At 60.7% G+C, this 19,866-nt stretch carries 9 protein-coding genes; 4 read left to right on the top strand and 5 right to left on the bottom strand.

Annotated elements, in window-relative coordinates; translation table 11 throughout:
- The first annotated feature begins 18 nt into the window (after positions 1–18).
- The gene (gene gatB, locus AC13CE_RS10470; protein WP_482972334.1) at positions 19–1,515 is read left to right on the top strand and encodes an Asp-tRNA(Asn)/Glu-tRNA(Gln) amidotransferase subunit GatB; all 1,497 of its coding nucleotides are present in this window, start codon (positions 19–21) and stop codon (positions 1,513–1,515) included.
- 149 nt (positions 1,516–1,664) lie between these two features.
- On the top strand, positions 1,665–3,827 hold the full coding sequence (locus AC13CE_RS10465; RefSeq protein WP_482972333.1) for a S46 family peptidase: 2,163 nt from the start codon (positions 1,665–1,667) through the stop codon (positions 3,825–3,827).
- 77 nt (positions 3,828–3,904) lie between these two features.
- Here the strand turns inward: AC13CE_RS10465 and AC13CE_RS10460 are convergent, their stop codons facing one another.
- From AC13CE_RS10460 to AC13CE_RS10445, 4 genes are all read right to left on the bottom strand, one after another.
- On the bottom strand, positions 3,905–6,304 hold the full coding sequence (locus AC13CE_RS10460; RefSeq protein WP_482972332.1) for a TonB-dependent receptor: 2,400 nt from the start codon (positions 6,302–6,304) through the stop codon (positions 3,905–3,907).
- A 191-nt stretch (positions 6,305–6,495) separates the two neighbouring features.
- Positions 6,496–6,801 carry a hypothetical protein gene (locus AC13CE_RS10455; RefSeq protein WP_221537706.1) on the bottom strand — a complete coding sequence of 102 codons (306 nt, stop codon included), beginning with the start codon at positions 6,799–6,801 and terminating at the stop codon, positions 6,496–6,498.
- 64 nt (positions 6,802–6,865) lie between these two features.
- Positions 6,866–9,739 (bottom strand): M16 family metallopeptidase, encoded by a 2,874-nt coding sequence (locus tag AC13CE_RS10450; RefSeq protein ID WP_482972331.1) that lies wholly within the window; start codon positions 9,737–9,739, stop codon positions 6,866–6,868.
- Positions 9,740–9,794: 55 nt separating this feature from the next.
- On the bottom strand, positions 9,795–12,008 hold the full coding sequence (locus AC13CE_RS10445) for a penicillin acylase family protein (protein WP_482972330.1): 2,214 nt from the start codon (positions 12,006–12,008) through the stop codon (positions 9,795–9,797).
- 120 nt (positions 12,009–12,128) lie between these two features.
- Between AC13CE_RS10445 and AC13CE_RS10440 the strand changes: the two genes are divergently transcribed.
- Positions 12,129–13,577 (top strand): helicase HerA domain-containing protein, encoded by a 1,449-nt coding sequence (locus AC13CE_RS10440; RefSeq protein WP_482972329.1) that lies wholly within the window; start codon positions 12,129–12,131, stop codon positions 13,575–13,577.
- 150 nt (positions 13,578–13,727) lie between these two features.
- Entirely contained in the window at positions 13,728–16,304 is a 2,577-nt protein-coding gene (gene clpB / locus AC13CE_RS10435; protein ID WP_482972328.1) for an ATP-dependent chaperone ClpB, read from the top strand.
- Between the two features lie 82 nt (positions 16,305–16,386).
- On the opposite strand, the gene AC13CE_RS10430 is transcribed toward clpB, so the two are convergent.
- Entirely contained in the window at positions 16,387–19,617 is a 3,231-nt protein-coding gene (locus tag AC13CE_RS10430) for a TonB-dependent receptor domain-containing protein (RefSeq protein WP_482972466.1), read from the bottom strand.
- Positions 19,618–19,866: the final 249 nt, after the last annotated feature.

The following is a 19,866-nucleotide window of genomic DNA, read 5'->3' as shown; positions in this document are numbered from 1 at the left end:
GATGACGTGAGAAGCAATATGAGCACTTACCGCATCCATGGTGCAACGGGCGAATGGGAGGTCGTGATCGGCCTCGAAGTCCATGCGCAGGTCACTTCCAATGCCAAGCTGTTCAGCGGCGCGTCGACCGCATTCGGCGCGGAGCCGAATACGCAGGTCAGCCTCGTCGATGCAGCGATGCCGGGTATGCTTCCGGTGCCGAACCGCGAATGCATCCGCCAGGCGGTGCGCACGGGCATGGCGATCGAGGCGCAGATCAACAAGTGGAGCCGGTTCGATCGTAAGAACTACTTCTATGCCGACCTGCCGCAGGGTTACCAGATCAGCCAGCTCTACCACCCGCTCGTGGGCGAGGGGCAGTTGCTGATCGAGGCCGACGAGAAGGCCGGCATTCCCGAGGATAAAATCATCGGGATCGAGCGCATCCACGTCGAACAGGACGCGGGCAAGCTGATGCACGACCAGCATCCGACCATGTCCTATGTCGATCTCAACCGTACCGGCATTGCACTGATGGAAATCGTTTCCAAGCCCGACATGCGCAGCCCCGCAGAAGCGGGCGCCTATGTCCGCAAGCTGCGGTCGATCCTGCGCTATGTGGGCAGCTGCGACGGGAACATGGAAGAAGGCTCGATGCGCGCCGACGTGAACGTCTCTGTCCGCCGTCCGGGCGAGGAATTCGGCACTCGTACCGAAACCAAGAACGTGAACTCCGTGCGCTTCGTGATGCAGGTCATCGAATACGAAGCCAACCGCCAGGTCGATGTGCTCGAGAATGACGGTACGGTCGATCAGGAAACACGCCTGTTCGACGTGGCGACCGGCACGACGCGGACCATGCGCAGCAAGGAAGACGCGCATGACTATCGCTATTTTCCCGATCCGGACCTGCTTCCGCTGGAACTGGAAGACAGTTTCCTCGAGGATTGCCGCGCCAGCCTGCCCGAACTGCCCGATGCCAAGCGCGCGCGTTACGAGAGCCAGCTTGGGCTGACACCGTACAATGCGCGCGAACTGACCGCAGAGGTCGAGACTTTCGGCCGCTTCGAAACCCTGCTTGCGGCGACCGCAGCGAAAATCGGCAAGCCCGAGGCGAAAGTGGCAACGCAGGTCGCGAACTGGGCTCTCTCAGTCGCTCCGGGTGTGGTCAAGTCGCTGGGCGAAGAGGCGAATATGGCCAACGCCACCGCCGAAGCGCAGGCCAGCATCCTCGCAATGCAGGACAAGGGCGAAATCTCCGGCGGGCAGGCCAAGGAGATCTACGAAATCGTCCTGAGAACCGGCCGCGATCCGCAGGAAATCGCCGATACCGAAGGCCTGAAGCAGGTTAGCGACACCGGGGCGATCGAGTCGGCCATAGACGAGATCATCGCCAATAATGCCGACAAGGTTGAGGAATACCGCGGCGGCAAGGACAAGCTGTTCGGCTTCTTCGTCGGGCAGACGATGAAGGCGATGCAGGGCAAGGCCAACCCGGCGGTGGTCAACCAGCTGCTGAAGGACAAGCTGGGCTGAACTTCGCTACAACCGGCAGGGTGAACGCGGGGGATATTCGTCGACCCGACAAGTAGCCCGCCGAGCGCCTTCTTGCTCCGCGGTAGGTTGACCTTTACGCCCTCCGCCATCGTGCGCCCTTTGCGCACAAGGTAGGGGACTGTACTTCAATGAGAAAAATTACGACCGTCGCCGCCCTCCTGGCGTGCGCCGCATCCGCGCCGCTTGCTGCCAAGGAAGGCATGTTCACGCCGCAGCAGTTGCCGGAGATCGCGGAAGATCTGCGTGCAACCGGACTGGAGATCGATCCCGAGGCGCTGACCGATCTGACCGGTTTCCCGATGGGAGCCATCGTTTCGCTCGGCGGATGTTCGGCCAGCTTCGTTTCGCCGACTGGCCTGGTGGTGACGAACCACCACTGCGCACGCGGATCGGTCCAGTATAACTCGACTGCCGAGAACAACTATCTGGTCGAGGGCTTCCTCGCGAAAGCTACGGCTGACGAACTGCCAGCCGCGCCGGGTTCGCGCATCTACGTCACCACAGCGCTGACCGACGTGACGCAGCGCATGCGCGAAGGGACCGAAACCCTGTCGCCGACCGAGCGGTACGAGACGGTCGAGCAGCGCATGAAGGACATCACCGCCGAGTGCGAGGAAAAGGCGGGTTACCGCTGCCAGGTCGCCAGCTTCTACGGCGGTGCGGAATATACGCTGATCGAACGGCTCGAAGTGCGCGACGTGCGCCTCGTTTACGCACCGGCGGATTCGATCGGCAAATATGGCGGCGATATCGATAACTGGATGTGGCCGCGCCACACGGGCGATTTCGCTTTTTATCGCGCCTATGTTGCTCCCGATGGTTCGGCCGCAGACTATGCGGAAGAGAACGTGCCTTATCAGCCGGAACATCACCTGAAGGTGAGTGCAGGCGGCCTGAAGGAAGGCGATTTCGTGATGGCCGCAGGCTATCCCGGATCGACTTCGCGCTATGCCACGCTGGCAGAGGTGGAGAACACCTTCAGCTGGACCTACCCGACTTATGTCACCCTGCTCAACGAGTGGATCGATACGATCGAGGAAGCGGCGCCAGAGGGTTCGGATGCGCGGGTGAAATATGAATCGCTCCTCGCCGGTCTGAACAATTTCGAGAAGAATACGCGCGGTCAGCTCGAAGGCGCACGCCGCGTGGGCCTGGTCGACCTGCGCCGCGAGCGTGAGGAAGCGCTGGCTGCGTGGATTGCTGCCGACGGTAGCCGCGCCGCTTATGGCGAGGCCATTGCCGGACTGCAGGCGCTGTCACAGGAAAACGCCGAGGCTGCGCAGGAAGCCTTCTGGTACGGCTTCGCGACCCGTCCTGCCCTGCTTTCGGCGGCGCAGCGCCTCTATCGCCTCGCGCACGAACGTAAGAAGCCCGACGCCGAGCGTGAGCCGGGTTTCCAGGAACGCGACATGACCTTCTTCCGCCAGGGACTTCAGGCGCTCGACCGCCGTTATGAAGCCTCGGTCGACAAGGCACAGTGGATGCTGTTCTTGGGCAGCTATCTTGGCCAGCCTGCTGGAAACCGCGTTGCCGTGTTCGACAATGCGCTGGGGCTGACAGGCGAGATCGATGAGGCGACCCTGTCGACCAAGCTCGATGCATATTACGCGGGCACGTCGCTCGACGATACTGAAACGCGCCTGTCGCTGATGGATGCCACACTTGAAGATTTGGGGGCATCGGACGATCCCTTCATGCAGCTTGCGGTCGCGCTCTACGAGTACGAGCGCGGGCTGGAAGCCGAGAGCGAAGAACGCTCCGGCCGCGCGCTGGCGCTACGTCCGGGCTACATGGAGGCGATCACCCAGTGGCAGCGTTCGCAGGGTCTTGCGACCTATCCGGACGCGAATTCCACTTTGCGGGTTACCTACGGCACCGTGCTGGGGGGCTCCCCCAAGGACGGCATGGCCTATATGCCGTTCACCACGCTCGAAGGCATTACCGAAAAGGATACGGGCGAAGATCCCTTCAATGCGCCCGAACGGCAGCTGCAGGAAATCCGCGAGAAGGACTACGGCAGGTATTACTCGCCCGAAGTAGGTTCGGTCCCGGTGAACTTCCTTTCGGATCTCGACAGCACCGGCGGCAACAGCGGCTCGGCCACGCTCAATGCGCGCGCCGAACTGGTTGGCCTGCTGTTCGACGGTACTTTCGAAAGCGTCAATTCCGATTGGCATTTCGACCCGCGCACCACGCGCACGATCCATGTCGACACCCGTTATATGCTGTGGGTGATGGACAAGGTCGACGGTGCCCAGGGTCTGATCGAGGAAATGGATGTGGTCGAGTAATCCTCCACCGCTCAGACAAATGTGAAAGGCCGCCGGAGCGCTAGGCTCCGGCGGCTTTTATCACTCTTGAGACCTGATCAGTCGCCGAAGCGTACAGCCAGCTGGATGCCGAAGAGTTGCGGTTCGGCCGGGATGAAGGTCGGGATGCCGAAGGCACCGCCGGTGTTTCCGGCATCGAGCAGATATTCCTCGTCGAAGGCGTTGCGGATGAAGCCGGCGATTTCATAACGGTCATCGGCAAAGCTGATCCCCGCGCGGGCGTTGACCAGCGTCACCGGCCCCTGGCTGATAAGCGGATTGTTGGGCACTTCGAAGAAGATCTGGCTGCGATGCGTCACGCTCGGCGTGGCGAAGAAGCGCGTGCCATTGCCGGATTCGTAATCGATCGTAAAGCCGCCTGCGGCCTGCCATTCGGGTTGCAGGCGGAAGCGCGCACCCGAAAATTGCGGCGAGAAGGCATCGTCTTCGTCGATCCCGCCGTCGATATAGCCGACATTGCCGAACAGCTGGAGCCAATCGGCCACGTCGATCGCCACTTCGGCTTCGACCCCGAGGTTGGACGCCTTGCCCGCGCTTTCGGTGACGAAGGCGCCTGTCGGATTGCCATCGGCGTCGAGCTGCGCAACGCTCACCTGGAAGCCGTCATAGACCTGGTAATATACCCCCAGCGCGCCCGAAAGCGGCCCGCTGGCGAGCTTGATTCCGCCTTCATAGTTCCACACAGTTTCCTCGGGCACGTCGAGCCGGTTGGCGATGGCGGTGCCATCGGTGTCGCGGCGCGCGCCCAGCTGGACGATCGGCGAACGGCGGCCCTTGGATAGGGTGGCGAAGACGTTGACGTCATCGCTGATCCGGTAAAGCGCGTTGAAGCGCGGCAGGACAGCTTGGAAGGCATCGTCGGCAGTGAAGGTCTGGCCGCGCGTATCGATTTGTCCGGGGATCAACGGTGCGCCGCTCAGCACGCTGTTCGGGACATCGGCAAAGAAGCCTGACTGGCGATATTCGTCCAGCAGGCGGATACCCGCGGTCAGCTCAAGCGCGTCGGTGGCGAACCAGGTCAAATCGCCAAAAATCGAATAGGCTTCGTTGCGGCCCTGATTTTCGAACACCGAAGTGTAGGGGATCGCGCTGATGAGGCCGCCAGTGGCAAGGCCGGTCACTGCGGCTGCGGGCACGCTGCCGTCGTCTCCGACACAGGGAATGCCGGGGATCAATGGCGCTCCGAACAGGCTGGTGAGGCACTGCAGGTAAGTACCTTCCTCGGTCGAAAAAGGCACGTTCTGGCGACCGTCCTCGATAAACAGATTCCAGCCCGCGCTGGCGCGCAGCTTGCTGCCAGCGTAGGTGAAGCGCCCTTCATGGCTGATCTGCCAGCCCTCGGCGATTTCAGCAAATTCGAGGAACGGAGCGGCCGAGCCATCGGCATCGAATACTTCGGCACTGTCGAACTGGCGATAGCCGTTGACGGTGGTGAAGGTCCAATCGTCGGCCAAGGCGTATTCAGCGGTTACGTTAAGGTCGTAAACCTCGCGGTTGAGGCCCAGCTGATCGTCGCCCAAATGCTGCGCCGAGTAGGGCGAGCCGCCCAGATTGGCATCGACAAAGGCGTTGGCCGGACCGCCCGGCGTACCAGCGAAAGCCGGGAACCGGCCCGAGATGAACGGGGTCCCGCCATTGCGTTGCTGGTCGAAAGTGCCGATCACGTCGAGCGTGAAATCGGCAGTCGGCGTGTAGCGGACCGAGGCGCGAATGCCGAGCTGGTCCTGCGCGTAGAGATCTTCTTCCTGGTTTTCGGCGAGATTTTCGACATAGCCGTCGCGAGTGCGCCATTCAAAGGCGATACGCCCGGCAATCGTACCGTTGCCGTCGTTAATGTAGCCGCCCAATAAAGTCCGGTTGAAATTGCCGTAGCCGCCGCGCAGCTCACCCGACAAGCCTTCGCGCGGGCGCGCCGAGACAAGGCTGATCGCGCCCACCGCCGATGCGGTGCCGAACAAAGTGGCTTGCGGACCCTTGATGACCTCGACCCGTTCGAGATCGTAGATCGCCTGATAGCTGCCGCGCGAGCGTGAGATGTCGACGCCGTTGTAATAGAGCGTAACACGCGGACCCTGCTGCGCCGAGCCGCTGTCCGAGGTGATCCCGCGAATGACGACGCCCGGATTGTTGGCGCTCTGTTCCTGGATGTTGAGGCCGGGAATGTAGTTTGACAGTTCGTCGAGATCGGTGACGCCCAGTTCTTCAATCCGTTCGCCGGTGACGGCTGAGATAGTGATCGGAACATCCTGCGCGCGCTGTTCGACTTTCTGCGCGGTTACGATGATGGTGTTCCCCGAATTGGCGGCTTCCTGCTCCTCAACCGCGGCAGCGGCAGTGGCAGCCTCGGTAGAGGCCTCAACCTCGACGTTTTGCGCGAGCGCGGGGACGGCAGGAAGTGCTATAGATGCCAGCAAGGCGGCGCGAAAAGCGATTGTCATGGGGTCGGATGCCTTCTTGAGCCAGAGAGGATGAATAAGACCCTCGCGGTTAGAGGCAGGGTGTGACAACGCGATTGCTGCCTGATGGCAGTTTGGTGAAGCAGTATGTGTGCGCCTTTTTGTTGTATTGCGGCAACAAAAAGGCCGCCGGATTGCTCCGGCGGCCCTGTATTCAGCGGTGAGCGAAAGACTCAGCCCTGGCGTTCGCCGGTCAGCGGCATATCGCCGAATGCACCGGCGTTGACGGTGCCGGTCAGCTGGTCGCCATTGACGGTAGCCTTGCAATTGAGCGTCATCGGCATCGGGACCGTCATGTCCATCGCCCAGGTCAGTTCGTCGCCGTTGATCTTGCCGTCCTTGACGTCCATCGAGCCCATTCCGCCGGCCATGGAGCCGGTGAAGGTGTTGCCATCGTCACCCGGGACGACGGTGAAGGTGCCCTTCTGGTCGCCCATGGGGCTCTTGACGACGGTGTCATAAGTTCCGGCTACGGACATGTGTATTCTCCTTGATTTGAACTCGCGTGGTCTTCGTGCTTGCTGACATGAATGTCAATAAGCCTCAATTGCCTGTCTGGGCCATCTCGACGACCTCGACATCGAGCCCGAGGCTTTCAAGCTGTGGTTCGACCTGTTCCGCATCCCCCACTACGACCCAGACGAAGCGGTCCGGATCGATGGCGGCCCGGGCGGCGGCATCGAGGCTGGCTCCCGTTTGGGCACGGTAACGGTCGGCGAGCAATTCGTAGTAATTGTCCGGACGGCCATAGAGCGCATTGTTCTGCATAGCCGAAAGGACGGCGCCCGAGGTTTCGAACTGGCCCGGGAGTTCTCCGATCTGCGCCGCCACGATGCGGGTCAGCTCGGCTTCGGTAACCCCGCGCGTATCGAGGAATTCGCCGGTCTCGCGGATGAGTTCGGCCAGGGCATCGCCCGTGCGGTCTGCCTGGACCGGTGCCGAAATACGGTAGGCAACCGCATTCTCATTGGTCTGCGGTGCGCCGCGAACGCCGTAGCTCCAGCCCTTGGTCTCGCGCAGGTTCATGTTGAGGCGCGCGAGGAAATTGCCGCCCAGCGCGTTGTTGGCATTGAGGAAGTCGACATAGGTCTCGTCGCGCGCATCTACCGGCGTGATCTGGCCGCCGAGAATATAGCTCTGCGGAGAATTGGGCCGGTTGACCAGGACGACCCGAGCTTCCTCGGGACGTTCGGGCATGTTCGAGAAGCTCTTCACGCCCTTGGCGACGGCAGGTGCATCCCAGTCACCGAACACGGTGTTGAGGGCTCCCACGATTTCCGCCAGCGGACGGTCGGAGACGACGAAGACCTCGCCATTGTCCGGTCGGATCCATTGTTCCTTGAACGTCACGATATCTTCGCGCGTGATGCTCTGCAGCGACTCCACCGTGCCGCTCGCGGCGCCACCATAGGGATTTTGTTCTCCATAGATCAGCGGGGTCAGCGTGCGCGCGGCAATCGAAGCCGGAGTGCGCAATTCCTGCTGGACACCGGTAATCTGCTGCGTGCGAACGCGCTCGATCTCGGATGGATCGAAGGCGGGGTTGCGGACCACGTCGGACATGAGTTCGAGCGAGGGCACGAGGTTTGCCGAGAGCGCCGACAGCGTGAAGGTCGAGCGGTCGGCACCGCCGCCGAGCGAGATGTTCGCACCCAGACGTTCGCGCGCTTCGGCAAGTTCCTGCGAAGTTCGCGTTGTCGTCCCTTCGTCGAACAGCGACAGGGCCAGCGTTTCGAGCCCGCGCTTGCTGATGGGATCCGCAGCGCTCCCGGCATTGAAGCTCATCGTGACATAGGTTGCCGGGACGGCGTCACGCATCGCGTAATGCAGGGTCATCCCGTTGGCCAGCGTGGTATGCTGCACGTCGGGGAAATCGAGATCGGCACTTGCGGTGATGGGCGGGGCCGGACGCTCCTTGGTCACTGTGATCTCTTCCGCGGTGGCTGCATCTGCCGTCTCTGCTTCAGCTGCAACCGATGCGGCTTCTTCGTATTCACTGTCACGTTCACCCGGTTCGAGCACGAGCGTCATTGCGGGGCGGGTCATCCAGCGCTGCATCGCTGCCTGGACTTCTGCGGGTGTCAGGGTTGCCAGCGTTTCGAGCTGTCGCGAGAAGAAATCGGGATCGCCCGCCAGGACTTCGCCAGAGGCGAGGGTGACGGCCTTGCCGCCGAAACCGCCGACCTGTTCGAGCCCGCGGATGGTTTGGGCAACGGTGCTGGTCGCGGCGCGGCGGACCTCGTCCTCGGTCGGACCTTCGGCAATGAACTGGCCGATAAGGGCGTCCAGACGCGCTTCTAGAACTTCGGTTTCGACACCCGGCTTGGCCGTGGCACCGACGTTCAGAATGCCGACGCGCTGGAACGCGAAGTTTCCGCCGGAAACGCCCACCGCCAGCTGTTCGTCACGTACCAAGGCGTTGTCCAGCCGGCTTGACGAAAGGCCGCCGAGTATCTGCGCGCCTACCGTCAGCGCGGTCAGTTCGCGGTCGGTAATGCCGGGTGCGGTCCAGTATTTGCTGATGTTGGTCGCGGCGACCTGGTCGCGCATCACGGTGCGCACAGGGGCTGCGAGTTCGGTGATTTCCGCCTGCGCCGGTTCGTTCACCGGGCCGCGTTCGATCTCGCCGAAGTATTTTTCGGCGAGGCGGCGGCCCTCTGCCGGCGAGACATCGCCTGCGAGCACAAGCGTAGCGTTGTTGGGGCCGTATTTGTCCCGGAACCAATTGCGCACATCTTCCATACTCGCGGCATCGAGATCGGCCATCGAACCGATGGGTGAGTGGTCGTATGGGTGCGGCGCAGGGAAGAGAGTCTCGATGATCTCATAGAACACGAGACCGCCGGGCTGGTTGTCGCCCTGGCGCTTTTCGTTCTGAACGACACCGCGCTGGTTATCGAGCTTTTCCTGCGTTACCGCGCCGAGCAGATAGCCCATACGGTCACTTTCCAGCCACAGCGCACGTTCGAGCGCGGCGGTGGGTACGGTCTGGAAGTAGTTGGTGCGATCGAAATTGGTCGTGCCGTTGTAATCGGTCGCGCCCATTTCTTGCAGATATTGGAAGTAGTCTTCCGGCGCGTTTTCCGAGCCGTTGAACATCAGATGTTCGAACAGGTGGGCAAAGCCGGTCTGACCCTTCGGCTCGTCCTTAGACCCTACGTTGTACCAGACCGCGACACCGACGATCGGTGCCTTGCGATCCGTGTGGACGATGACATCGAGCCCGTTCTCCAGAGTGAACTTTTCATAGGGAATGGCGACCTCGTCGATGAGGGAGGTCAGCTCGGCTGGTTCTGCAGTGTCGGCGGCGGCGACTTCGGCGCTGCCGGCATCGGCGACATCATAGGCCGGCGCAGTTGCGCAGGCGGCAAGGATGAAAGGCGCGGCCGAAACCGTCAGCAAAGTCTTAAAACGCATGAATTCTCCCCTGAACGCGACTCAAAAAAACACGTATTGGCACGCTAGCCAGTGATTAACGGTGCGTCACTGTCTTTCGAGTGACGGCATTGGCCAGTACATCTTCGCGCCAGAAGTGGACCGGTTTCAACCGGTGCTGGATGAACAGCGTCGACTGGTCGGTGTAATGCGGCGATTGCGGCCTCGTGGTTGCGGCACCGAAGGGCTGGATCGAGCGAGAGGACACGCGCCGCCCCGGAAGCCATTCGACCCATTGGATAAAGCTGTCGCCATGGCGCACCGCGAGGCGCCCGTCTTCTTCGACATCCCACAGCGTAGAGGCGCGGAGCGTGTCGGATCCGCCGTCCAGCGGAAGATCGACTTCGCCTTGGCGCAGGCGTAGAAGCTCGCCCATTGGCGGATCGATGCGCCCGAAATGCGTTTCGAGATGATCGACCGCCCTTTCCAACTCCCCCACCACTGTGGGGCAGGCCTTGTTCTGATATCGGCAGGACATGAACTCGCGGATCATTAACAAAGCGAGGCTGTCGGCACGCCCGATATTGTCGGCTTTGAAATCCCACGTCAGCAGTAGATCCCGACCGCGTTTTAGCGGATTGTCGACTTCGATGTCTGGCGGAAGAAGGGATTCATCCTCCAGCGCGTCCCATAGGTCGGCGACGTACCCACTGCGTTCGTAGCCGGTGTCGTACTTGATCTCCTCCAGCGTTTCGCGGTCGAGCAGTTCGGCCTCGCTCATCAGTTTCCACGCGCGTCGTGAACGGTTGGTCTGCTTGAGCTCGATGCCCAGTTCCGGCGCAAACTCATCAGGAGAAAGGTCTCTGCCTTTGCCTGCCGCCGTATATGGAGCATTGTTCGCGTTGTAGAGCCAGCCGGAGGCCGGGTTCAGATAACGCGGCAATTCTTCGTAATCGACCGGCCCATCCCACACGAGTGCGGGGTCGGAACCGTCCAGCACGCCGCGCCAGTTCGGCCCCACAGGGCGGTCTGGCAGGGCAGCGTTGTAGACGTAGGCGATGTTCCCTTCCCGGTCGCCATAGATGAAGTTGGTCGAAGGTATGTCCATCCGCGCGAGAATGGCCTCCCACTCTTCCAGGCTTTCGGCCTTATTCATCCTGTAATAGGCGTCGAGCTGGCCCAGATTGTCGATCCCGCCATAGCGGAAGGCGAAGGCACCGCGATCATTGATGATGACTGGGCCGTGGATGCTGCGATGGATCTCGCGGCGGATGGGAAGGACAATCGGGCCAAGCTTGACCGGCAATGTGACGGTGCGTGTTTCGAGATCGCGCCACTCGCCGCCAAAGCGGTAGCGCTCGCCCGTGTCATCCAACTCGAGCTCGTAAACATCGACCATATCGGGCGTGTTGACCGTATTGGTCCAGCCAAGCACCTCGTTGTGGCCTAGGAAGGGGAAGGGCGATCCAGGGAAGTTCGCACCGGCATAGTGCCAGCCCTCCTCGCTTTCGACGACCAGTTCGTACCATGCCACGCCGCCGCGCCATGGCTGATGGCTGTTGGAAACGAGGATGGTCGGGCCGCCCGATTTGTCGGGCGTGACTGCGAAGGCATTGGAGCCGTTGTGCGCGGCGTCCCTGCCGAAGGGCGAGTAGGCGATCTGTTCGGCGTCATCCTGTCGCTCGGTCGGTTCGGGCGTGCCTTCGCGCGGGAAGCCGGGAATGTCGGGGCCGTATTCTGCGCGCAGTTCTTCCCCTGCAACCAATGGTTCGATCACATTGTTGAGACCGAAGAAGAATGGCTGACGCAGTGCGAACCCGGCGGCGACGTCCTTGCCGTTTACCGGGAAAAGATTGCCCAGCTTGACCTCGTCCGGGTTTTGTTCGGCATAATCGTTGAGCCCGGCGGCATAGGCTTCGAACAGCGCACGTGTGTCTGCAGGCAGCCCCGGGTATTGCCGGTTTGCGGTGCCGCGCGCGTCGAGCAGATGATAGACATAATCGATCGCCGCACCGTCCTGGCCCGCGATCGCGCCGTAGCGCCCGCGTGCCATGGCGACGACGTCCTGCAAGGTCGCAAAATCATCCTCCGAATGGGCGATGGCGACTCCGTATGCCACGTCGCGATCGCGCGCGCCGTAAATGTGCGGAACGCCGAATTCGTCGCGGATAATCTCTGCAGAATAGCTGGCCTGGGGCGGCGCTATGCCCTCGCGCTTTGCCCAGAACGGTTCCCATGTCGCCAGTGCCACGAAAGCGACGAGCACGATCACCAGCAGGGCGGCTGCGACACGCCCGGTCCATTTTCTCATGAAATTCAGTCCTCTCTTGCAACTTTCCTAGCGAGAGGTGCCCGGCGAAACAATCCCGCTGGGCAAAACTGTGGCGGGCGACCTAGGCGCAAACGGATTCGGCCCGCTAGCCGTGTGCATGTGACATCGCAGATCACCATCGGCCACACGACCACCGGCAAAGCGGTAGAGTTCGATATCGAGGAACTCCTCGCAACCCGCCTGCTCGTCCAGGGCAATTCCGGGAGCGGCAAATCGCATCTTTTGCGACGGCTGCTCGAAGAGAGCGCAGGCATGGTCCAACAGGTGGTGATCGATCCGGAGGGCGACTTCCCTTCGCTGGCAGAGGAATTCGGGCACGTCGTGATCGACGGATCGGCCTATTCCCCCGGGGAGATAGAGGCGCTTGCCCGCCGTATCCGGGAACACCGCGCCAGCGTGGTGCTCGATCTCGATGGGCTGGAGGTCGAACAGCAGATCCGCTGCGCTGCGCAATTCCTGACCGCGCTGTTCGACGCCCCGCGAGAGCACTGGTATCCCGCGCTGGTGGTGGTCGACGAAGCGCAGATTTTCGCTCCCGCAGCCGCAGGCGAGATGGCCGAAGACACGCGGCGCATGACGCTGTCTGCCATGACCAATCTCATGTGCCGCGGTCGCAAGCGCGGTCTCGCGGGGGTCGTGGCGACCCAGAGGCTGGCGAAACTGGCGAAGAACGTGGCAGCCGAAGCCTCGAATTTCCTGATGGGGCGCACCTTCCTCGATATCGACATGGTGCGCGCCGCCGACCTGCTCGGAATGGAGCGGCGCCAGGCGGAGCGGATCCGCGAGCTTGAGCGAGGGCATTTCCTTGCGCTCGGCCCTGCCATCACCCGGTTGCCGCTGGCGGTGAAGATCGGCGCGGTAAAGACCGGCAATGCCGTGCGGAGCGAAGGATTGATGGCTATGCCCGACACGGCGCCCGAGGACATGGCCGATCTCTTGACCCGCGATCTTGCCAGCGATGTCGCCAAGGCTCCCTCGCCGCCAGCTCCCCCGCCTGCGCCGCGTCTGGAGGACATCGAGGAAAGCATTGCCCATGCAGAGGAACGGCAAGTCGAACCGGTTGCCGAACCCATCGATACTTCCTCCGTTGCCTCGCGGATCGAGGAGATCATCGGCGAACTGGCAGGGGAGGAGGGCATCGCCTTCCAGTCGGCCAGCGCGCAATACCAGACTTTCCTCACGCGCTGCCGCCGCGAACGATTGATCGGACCCATGCCCGACATGCGTGCCTTCCGCCGTCGCTTCGCCTTTGCCGGTGCGGAGCTGTCAGAGCTGGAAGAGCATTTGCAGGCGCGGATAATGAGATTGGCGAGCGGAGTGGAGGAGGATTTGCTCGGCCCGTTCCTCGTAATTGCCAAGGCAGCCCACGCGGGAGAGACCGAAGTGGACGAGCAGGAACTTGCGCGCGCCTATGGCACCAGTTCGCCCGGACGTATCCGCCGGCTGCTCGAACATCTCGAACGGCAGGGTCTGATCGTGGTCCGCGAGGACTTTGGCGGCGGGCGAACCGTGATGGTGCCCGGGTTGGAAGGCGTAGACGCCGAATAAATTTCGGCACCGCCCTCGCCTTCGCGCATTGCACCCCTATATCCGGCTAACACACCTGTGCTCGCCACGTGCGAAAAAAGCAGGAGGAGGGCTTGTGTTGCATAATCGCAACACCATATTCGAGCGGTACTTCAAGGACAGGGGTTTCGAATGAATCTCGAAAAATTCACAGACCGGGCCAAAGGCTTCCTGCAGGCTGCTCAGACGGTCGCAATCCGCATGAACCATCAGCGCATTTCGCCCGCGCACATTCTCAAGGCACTACTTGATGACGAGCAGGGAATGGCCGCACAGCTGATCCAGCGGGCAGGCGGCAATCCCGGTGTGGCGATTACCGAAATCGATACGGCGCTGGGCAAGATTCCGGCAGTTTCCGGCGGCGGGGCGCAAGCGACACCCGGCCTCGACAATGACGCCGTGCGCACGCTCGATCAAGCCGAGCAACTGGCGGAGAAGGCAGGCGACAGCTTCGTTCCCGTGCAACGCATTCTCCAGGCACTGACCCTTGCCGACAATGATGCGGGCAAGGCGCTGAAGTCAGCCGGCGTGGATGCCAAATCGCTAGAGGCCGCGATTCAGGAGGCTACCGGAGGCCGCACTGCCGACAGCGCCAGCGCCGAAGAGAGCTACGATGCGATGAAGAAATATGCGCGCGACCTGACGCAAGCGGCGCGCGACGGCAAGCTCGATCCTGTGATTGGCCGCGATGAGGAAATCCGCCGCACGGTTCAGATCCTCGCTCGCCGCACCAAGAACAACCCTGCTCTGATCGGCGAACCCGGCACCGGCAAGACCGCGATCGCCGAGGGGCTCGCCCTGCGTATCGCCAATGGAGACGTTCCCGACAGCCTCAAAGGCCGGACGCTTATGGCGCTCGATCTGGGCGCGCTCATTGCTGGCGCGAAATATCGCGGCGAGTTCGAGGAACGTCTCAAAGCCGTGCTCGACGAGGTGAAGGGCGCCGAGGGACAGATCATTCTCTTCATTGATGAGATGCACACTCTGATCGGTGCAGGAGCAAGCGAAGGCAGCATGGATGCGGGCAACCTGTTGAAGCCCGCCCTTTCGCGCGGCGAACTGCATTGCATCGGCGCAACCACGCTCGACGAGTATCAGAAATATGTCGAGAAGGACCCAGCGCTGCAGCGCCGCTTCCAGCCCGTCTATATCGACGAGCCGAGCGTCGAGGACACGATCAGCATCCTGCGCGGGATCAAGGACAAATACGAACTGCACCATGGCGTGCGCATCACGGATGGTGCGATCGTTGCGGCCGCACAATTATCTAACCGCTATATCCAGAATCGCTTCCTGCCCGACAAGGCCATCGACCTGATGGACGAGGCCGCGTCGCGTATCCGCATGGAGGTTGAGAGCAAGCCCGAGGAGATCGAGGGTCTCGACCGGCGCATCATTCAGCTGCGGATCGAGGAACAGGCTCTGCAGAAGGAAACCGATACCGCGTCCAAGGACAGGCTGGAGGCCCTGCGCAAGGAACTGTCCGAACTGGAACAGCAGTCGTCCGAGCTCACCACACGGTGGCAGAACGAGCGCGACAAGATCCATGCCGAGGCGCGGATCAAGGAAGAGCTCGACCAGGCACGGATCGAACTCGAGCAGGCGCAGCGCGGGGGCGATCTGCAGAAGGCGGGCGAACTGCAATACGGCAGGATTCCAGAGCTGGAACGCAAGCTTCAGGAAGCGAGCGGCCACACCGACAATGCCTTGCTGAAGGAAGAAGTTACCGAGGACGATATTGCCGGTGTAGTCAGCCGCTGGACCGGCATTCCGGTCGACCGGATGATGGAGGGCGAGCGCGAGAAGCTGCTCGACATGGAAAACATCCTGTCGAAGCGGGTGATCGGCCAGTCGCAGGCCATCGATGCGGTCTCCAAGGCCGTTCGGCGGGCGCGTGCCGGCCTGCAGGATCCGAACCGCCCGCTGGGCAGCTTCCTCTTTCTCGGCCCGACGGGCGTAGGCAAGACCGAACTCACAAAGGCGTTGGCTGGCTTCCTGTTCGACGACGATAGCGCGATGGTGCGCATCGACATGAGCGAGTTCATGGAAAAGCATGCGGTCGCCCGCCTGATCGGCGCGCCTCCGGGTTATGTCGGCTATGAGGAAGGCGGCGTTCTGACCGAAGCCGTGCGGCGGCGCCCCTATCAGGTGGTGCTGTTCGACGAAGTGGAGAAGGCACACAGCGACGTGTTCAACGTGCTGCTGCAAGTGCTCGACGACGGGCGTCTGACCGACGGGCAGGGCCGCGTGGTCGATTTCAGCAATACGCTGATCATCCTCACTTCCAATCTTGGCAGCCAATACCTTGCCAACATGGATGACGACCAGAAGGTCGAAGATGTCGAGCCGCAGGTGATGGACGTGGTGCGCGGACACTTCCGCCCCGAATTCCTCAACCGTCTGGACGAGATCATCCTGTTCCACCGTCTGGCACAGGAGCACATGGCCCCGATTGTCGATATCCAGGTCGCGCGCGTGCAGAAGCTGCTCAAGGACCGCAAGATCGAACTAGATCTGACCGAGGCCGCGAAGAAGTGGCTCGGCCGTGTGGGCTACGATCCGGTCTATGGCGCGCGCCCGCTGAAGCGTGCGGTGCAGCGATACGTACAAGATCCGCTGGCCGACATGATCCTGCGGGGCGATGTTCCGGATGGTTCGCGGGTCAAGATCGATGAGGGTGACGGGGCGTTGGAGATGAAGGTAGTGTAAACCTCTATCGATTTCTGCAGCCAGCCAAACAAAAAGGGCCCCGTTTTCCCGGGGCCCTTTCTTCTTTGCAATGCGCCCGCTCTTAGAAGCGTGTGCGCGCGGTCACAGAGAAGCGACGTCCAAGCTGATCAGCGACACCATTGGGAGCGCCGTAGTAATCGTTTTGGTAGATCCGATCAAAGACGTTCGTCACCGCGAAGGTGAAGCGGAAATCTTCTTCGACATCGAAGAAGACCGAAGCATTGAACAGAGCATAAGGATCACGTTCGTTGATCTCACGGATCTCTATGCTGCGTTCGTCACGGGTGGCCAGCTGTTTGCCGACGAAATTGGATGACACCAGCACACCCCAGGTATCGCTGAAATAACGAGCGTTAAGCTGCGCCGAGAAAGTCGGATCGCCGAACGTACCGTCCGAACGATTCACCACGACACCCAGATTGTTGAAATCACGCTTGAGGGTATACAGAGCGCTGCCGTTGAAGCCCAGCGTGCCCTCGCCTCCGAGGAAGTTGCGAAGGTTCCAACTGAAGACACCTTGAAGGGCCTCATAGTTAAACTGGACGCCATTCGCGAAACCTGTGGTAACTCCCGGATTGGCCGGATCGTTGACTACAAAGCCGCCGATGTCTCCAATTTCACCTGTACTAGGTACGACACCTTGAGTGCCGGCTGGATAACGCTGGATGAGTGAGCAGAATTGGTTGCCATTCGCTGGGTCCGAGGTGTCAAAGTCAGGATTGTCGAAACAACCTGCTACAATGTCATCCGTATTGAGGAAGATGATCGGGTTGTTGATCTCGACATTTACGTAATCGACGGCAAGAACGAAATTATTGAGGAAGCGGGGTTGGAACACAGCACCGATGGTCCATGCGTCTGCCTCTTCGTTCTGCAGGTTTGGGTTACCACCGACGAGGATCGGGATGGAGGCATCGCCGGACGGATCCTCATTTGCGTTCGGGAACTCGTCGAGAAAGGCCGCGCAGTTGATGGCACGAACCTCGGGGTTAGGCCCAGCATCGGTATTCCGACAGGGACGTGCGACAAAGCCAAAGGCGCCTGCTTGCGGCGAGAAAAGCTCGGATATTGCAGGCGCGCGGAACGACCTGGTGAAGTTTCCACGAATTGTGATGTCTTCGATGGGAGAGATACGACCGCCAGCTGCCCAGGCGGTGAATCCCCCATTGACAGTGTTGTCCACATACCGTGCTCGACCAAATACCTCGGCACTTTGGATGAACGGAATGCCGTTGTCTTCAGATACCAGCGGAACCAATACTTCGCCGAACACTTCGTCGAGATTGTACGAGCCGGTAACGGGCTCGATTGCTACCGCGCGGCCAAGTCCCTGCTCGGTAAAGTCATCCGGGATGAATTCACCCTTTTCCTCGCGATGTTCATAACCGACGTTGAAGCCGATCGGACCAGCGCCCCATAGGTCGAAAAGCGTCGAACCGATGTTTGCGTTGATCACTTCCTGATCGAGCGTCGCGGCGATGAACTGCTCCTGGATGATGTAATCAAGAGCCGCCTGGGATGCTCGGCCTTCGCCAAGTATGTTCAATCCGACACAGCTGGAATCGGCAACCGGGGCGCCGCCCGGTGCAAACCCGGTGGCCAAGTTCGGATCAGTTGTGCAATTGCCGTTGGCGTCGACGCTGATCGCATTGATGAAGTTCTGGCGGTTGATGTCTTGGCTGAACGTGTCCACCTCGCTCCGACCGCGATTGTAGCTGACGTCGAAGTTCCAGACACGACCAAGACCTTCGAAGTCACCACGAACGCCCAAAACGCCGCGCTTCACTTCGTTTTCGCCGTATCCGGTAAGATCGGCGAGATCGAGATTTACGCGTGAAAGCGTGAAGCCGGTAACACCGGCATCCTGCAGGACACCGCGCGCCTGATCGGTGAGGAACGGGTTATCTATTGTGAAAAAGGGAGCACCGCTGGAACCACCGAAAAGAACGGTATTGAAGGTCGGCTGTTGCACGAGTTCGTCTGCACGTGATTTGAAATACCAACCTTCGGCATAGGCTTCGATGTCCGGCGTAAATTCCCAAGTAACGAAAAGGTTACCGGTGGTTCGGCGAACGTCCGAAGTGACTTGGGCGAAATCGCCAAACTGGAAACCGTCACCACCGATGCCGCGAATGCCATCGATGAGCGTACCGATATCAAAGGGAACGAGATTGCCGTTCGAATCGAATTGGCGCTGCAGGCTTAACGGACCGCCGAAAATCACACCACCGCGCGAAAGAAACGGAATTCCAGTGTCGCGGAACTGCACGCGAGGCGGATTGCCGTCTGGGTCATCCACTCCGCCGCCGTTGTCAGCAGTGAAGTTCGGATTGACACGGAATGCGTTCGCGGGACTGTCCGGTCCGAAAGCGTTGCTCAGAGTCTGGATGTTCTGAGCCAGTTCCGGACGATCATTCAGAAGCAGACCATTTTCGTCGTCGTGCGAGAAAGCCGCCGTGATATTCAGAGTATCTTCGAAAAAGTTAAAACCTGCAACAGCGGACACATTGTAACGGAAGTTGTCGCCACGCTCGGTTATCCCTGTGGTACCGGTGAGAACGATATCGTCAAAACGGGTATTGAGGATTACGTTGGTGGTACCGCCAATAGCGTCCGACCCATAGACAGGCGCACCGCCGACAGCGACGATATCGACGCGATCGATCAGGACAGTCGGGACGACGTTAAGATCGACCTGTGTACCCGCACTGGCGTTGTTGAATACGGTCGGGGGATTCGAGTTAACGAAGCGGCGACCATTGATCAGCGTTAGTGTACGGTTTGAGCCGAGGCCAAAAGTGTTAACGAAGTTCACACCCTGACCGAAACTGCCCTGCGCACCTGCCGGAGTAACCGAGCCCTGAAAAATCGGAAGTTCGTTGAGAGCGTCGGCGACATTCGTCAGATTGCGATCCTCGATATATTCTTCATCGAGGACGACGATCGGCTCTTTGGATGCAGCCGCTGCGGACAGGCGGATGCGTGAGCCGGTGACGGTTATCACACCGTCTCCCTCGGTTTCCGCGGTGAGTGCGGGTACATCGCATTCGCCGTCTTCGTCCGCGTCGATACATTCGGGATCGCTATCCTGTGCGTAAGCAGGGCCAGCCAAAGCGGCCAGCGACAGCGCTGCTATCCCAGCGCTCGCGAAGAAGCGACCCTTGATACGGCCCGCAGTTGCCAAAGATTTTCTCATGTTATTCCAGTCCCCATTGAAAGCCGGTACGCCCCGGCCAAAAATAACGAGTAAAGCCCCGTAGGTGTCACGCCGCCCATCTCCTTTGGCCAGCATGCCCAAGGCGAAGGGATGCTTTACCGTAACGGGACTAGCAATTGCTTTACGAGTGATTTTTCGAGTTTCGTGTGGTTATGTGACGCATCTGCAACATTTCCAACCGCCCAGCTGGACACCCGCAATAACCGAGGTTTCGTGGACGCGCTGATGCGGATTGACGATTGAGCGACCGGATTGGTGGTTTGATGGTGTGTTTTGCGGTGTCATCTGTCCATTTCCGGCCTTTCCCGGGGGGCTCCTGACGCG

Source organism: Qipengyuania sp. B-5, from assembly GCF_056857815.1.
Note: the sequence above shows the minus strand (reverse complement) of the source record. Positions and strands in the feature narration are given on the sequence as shown.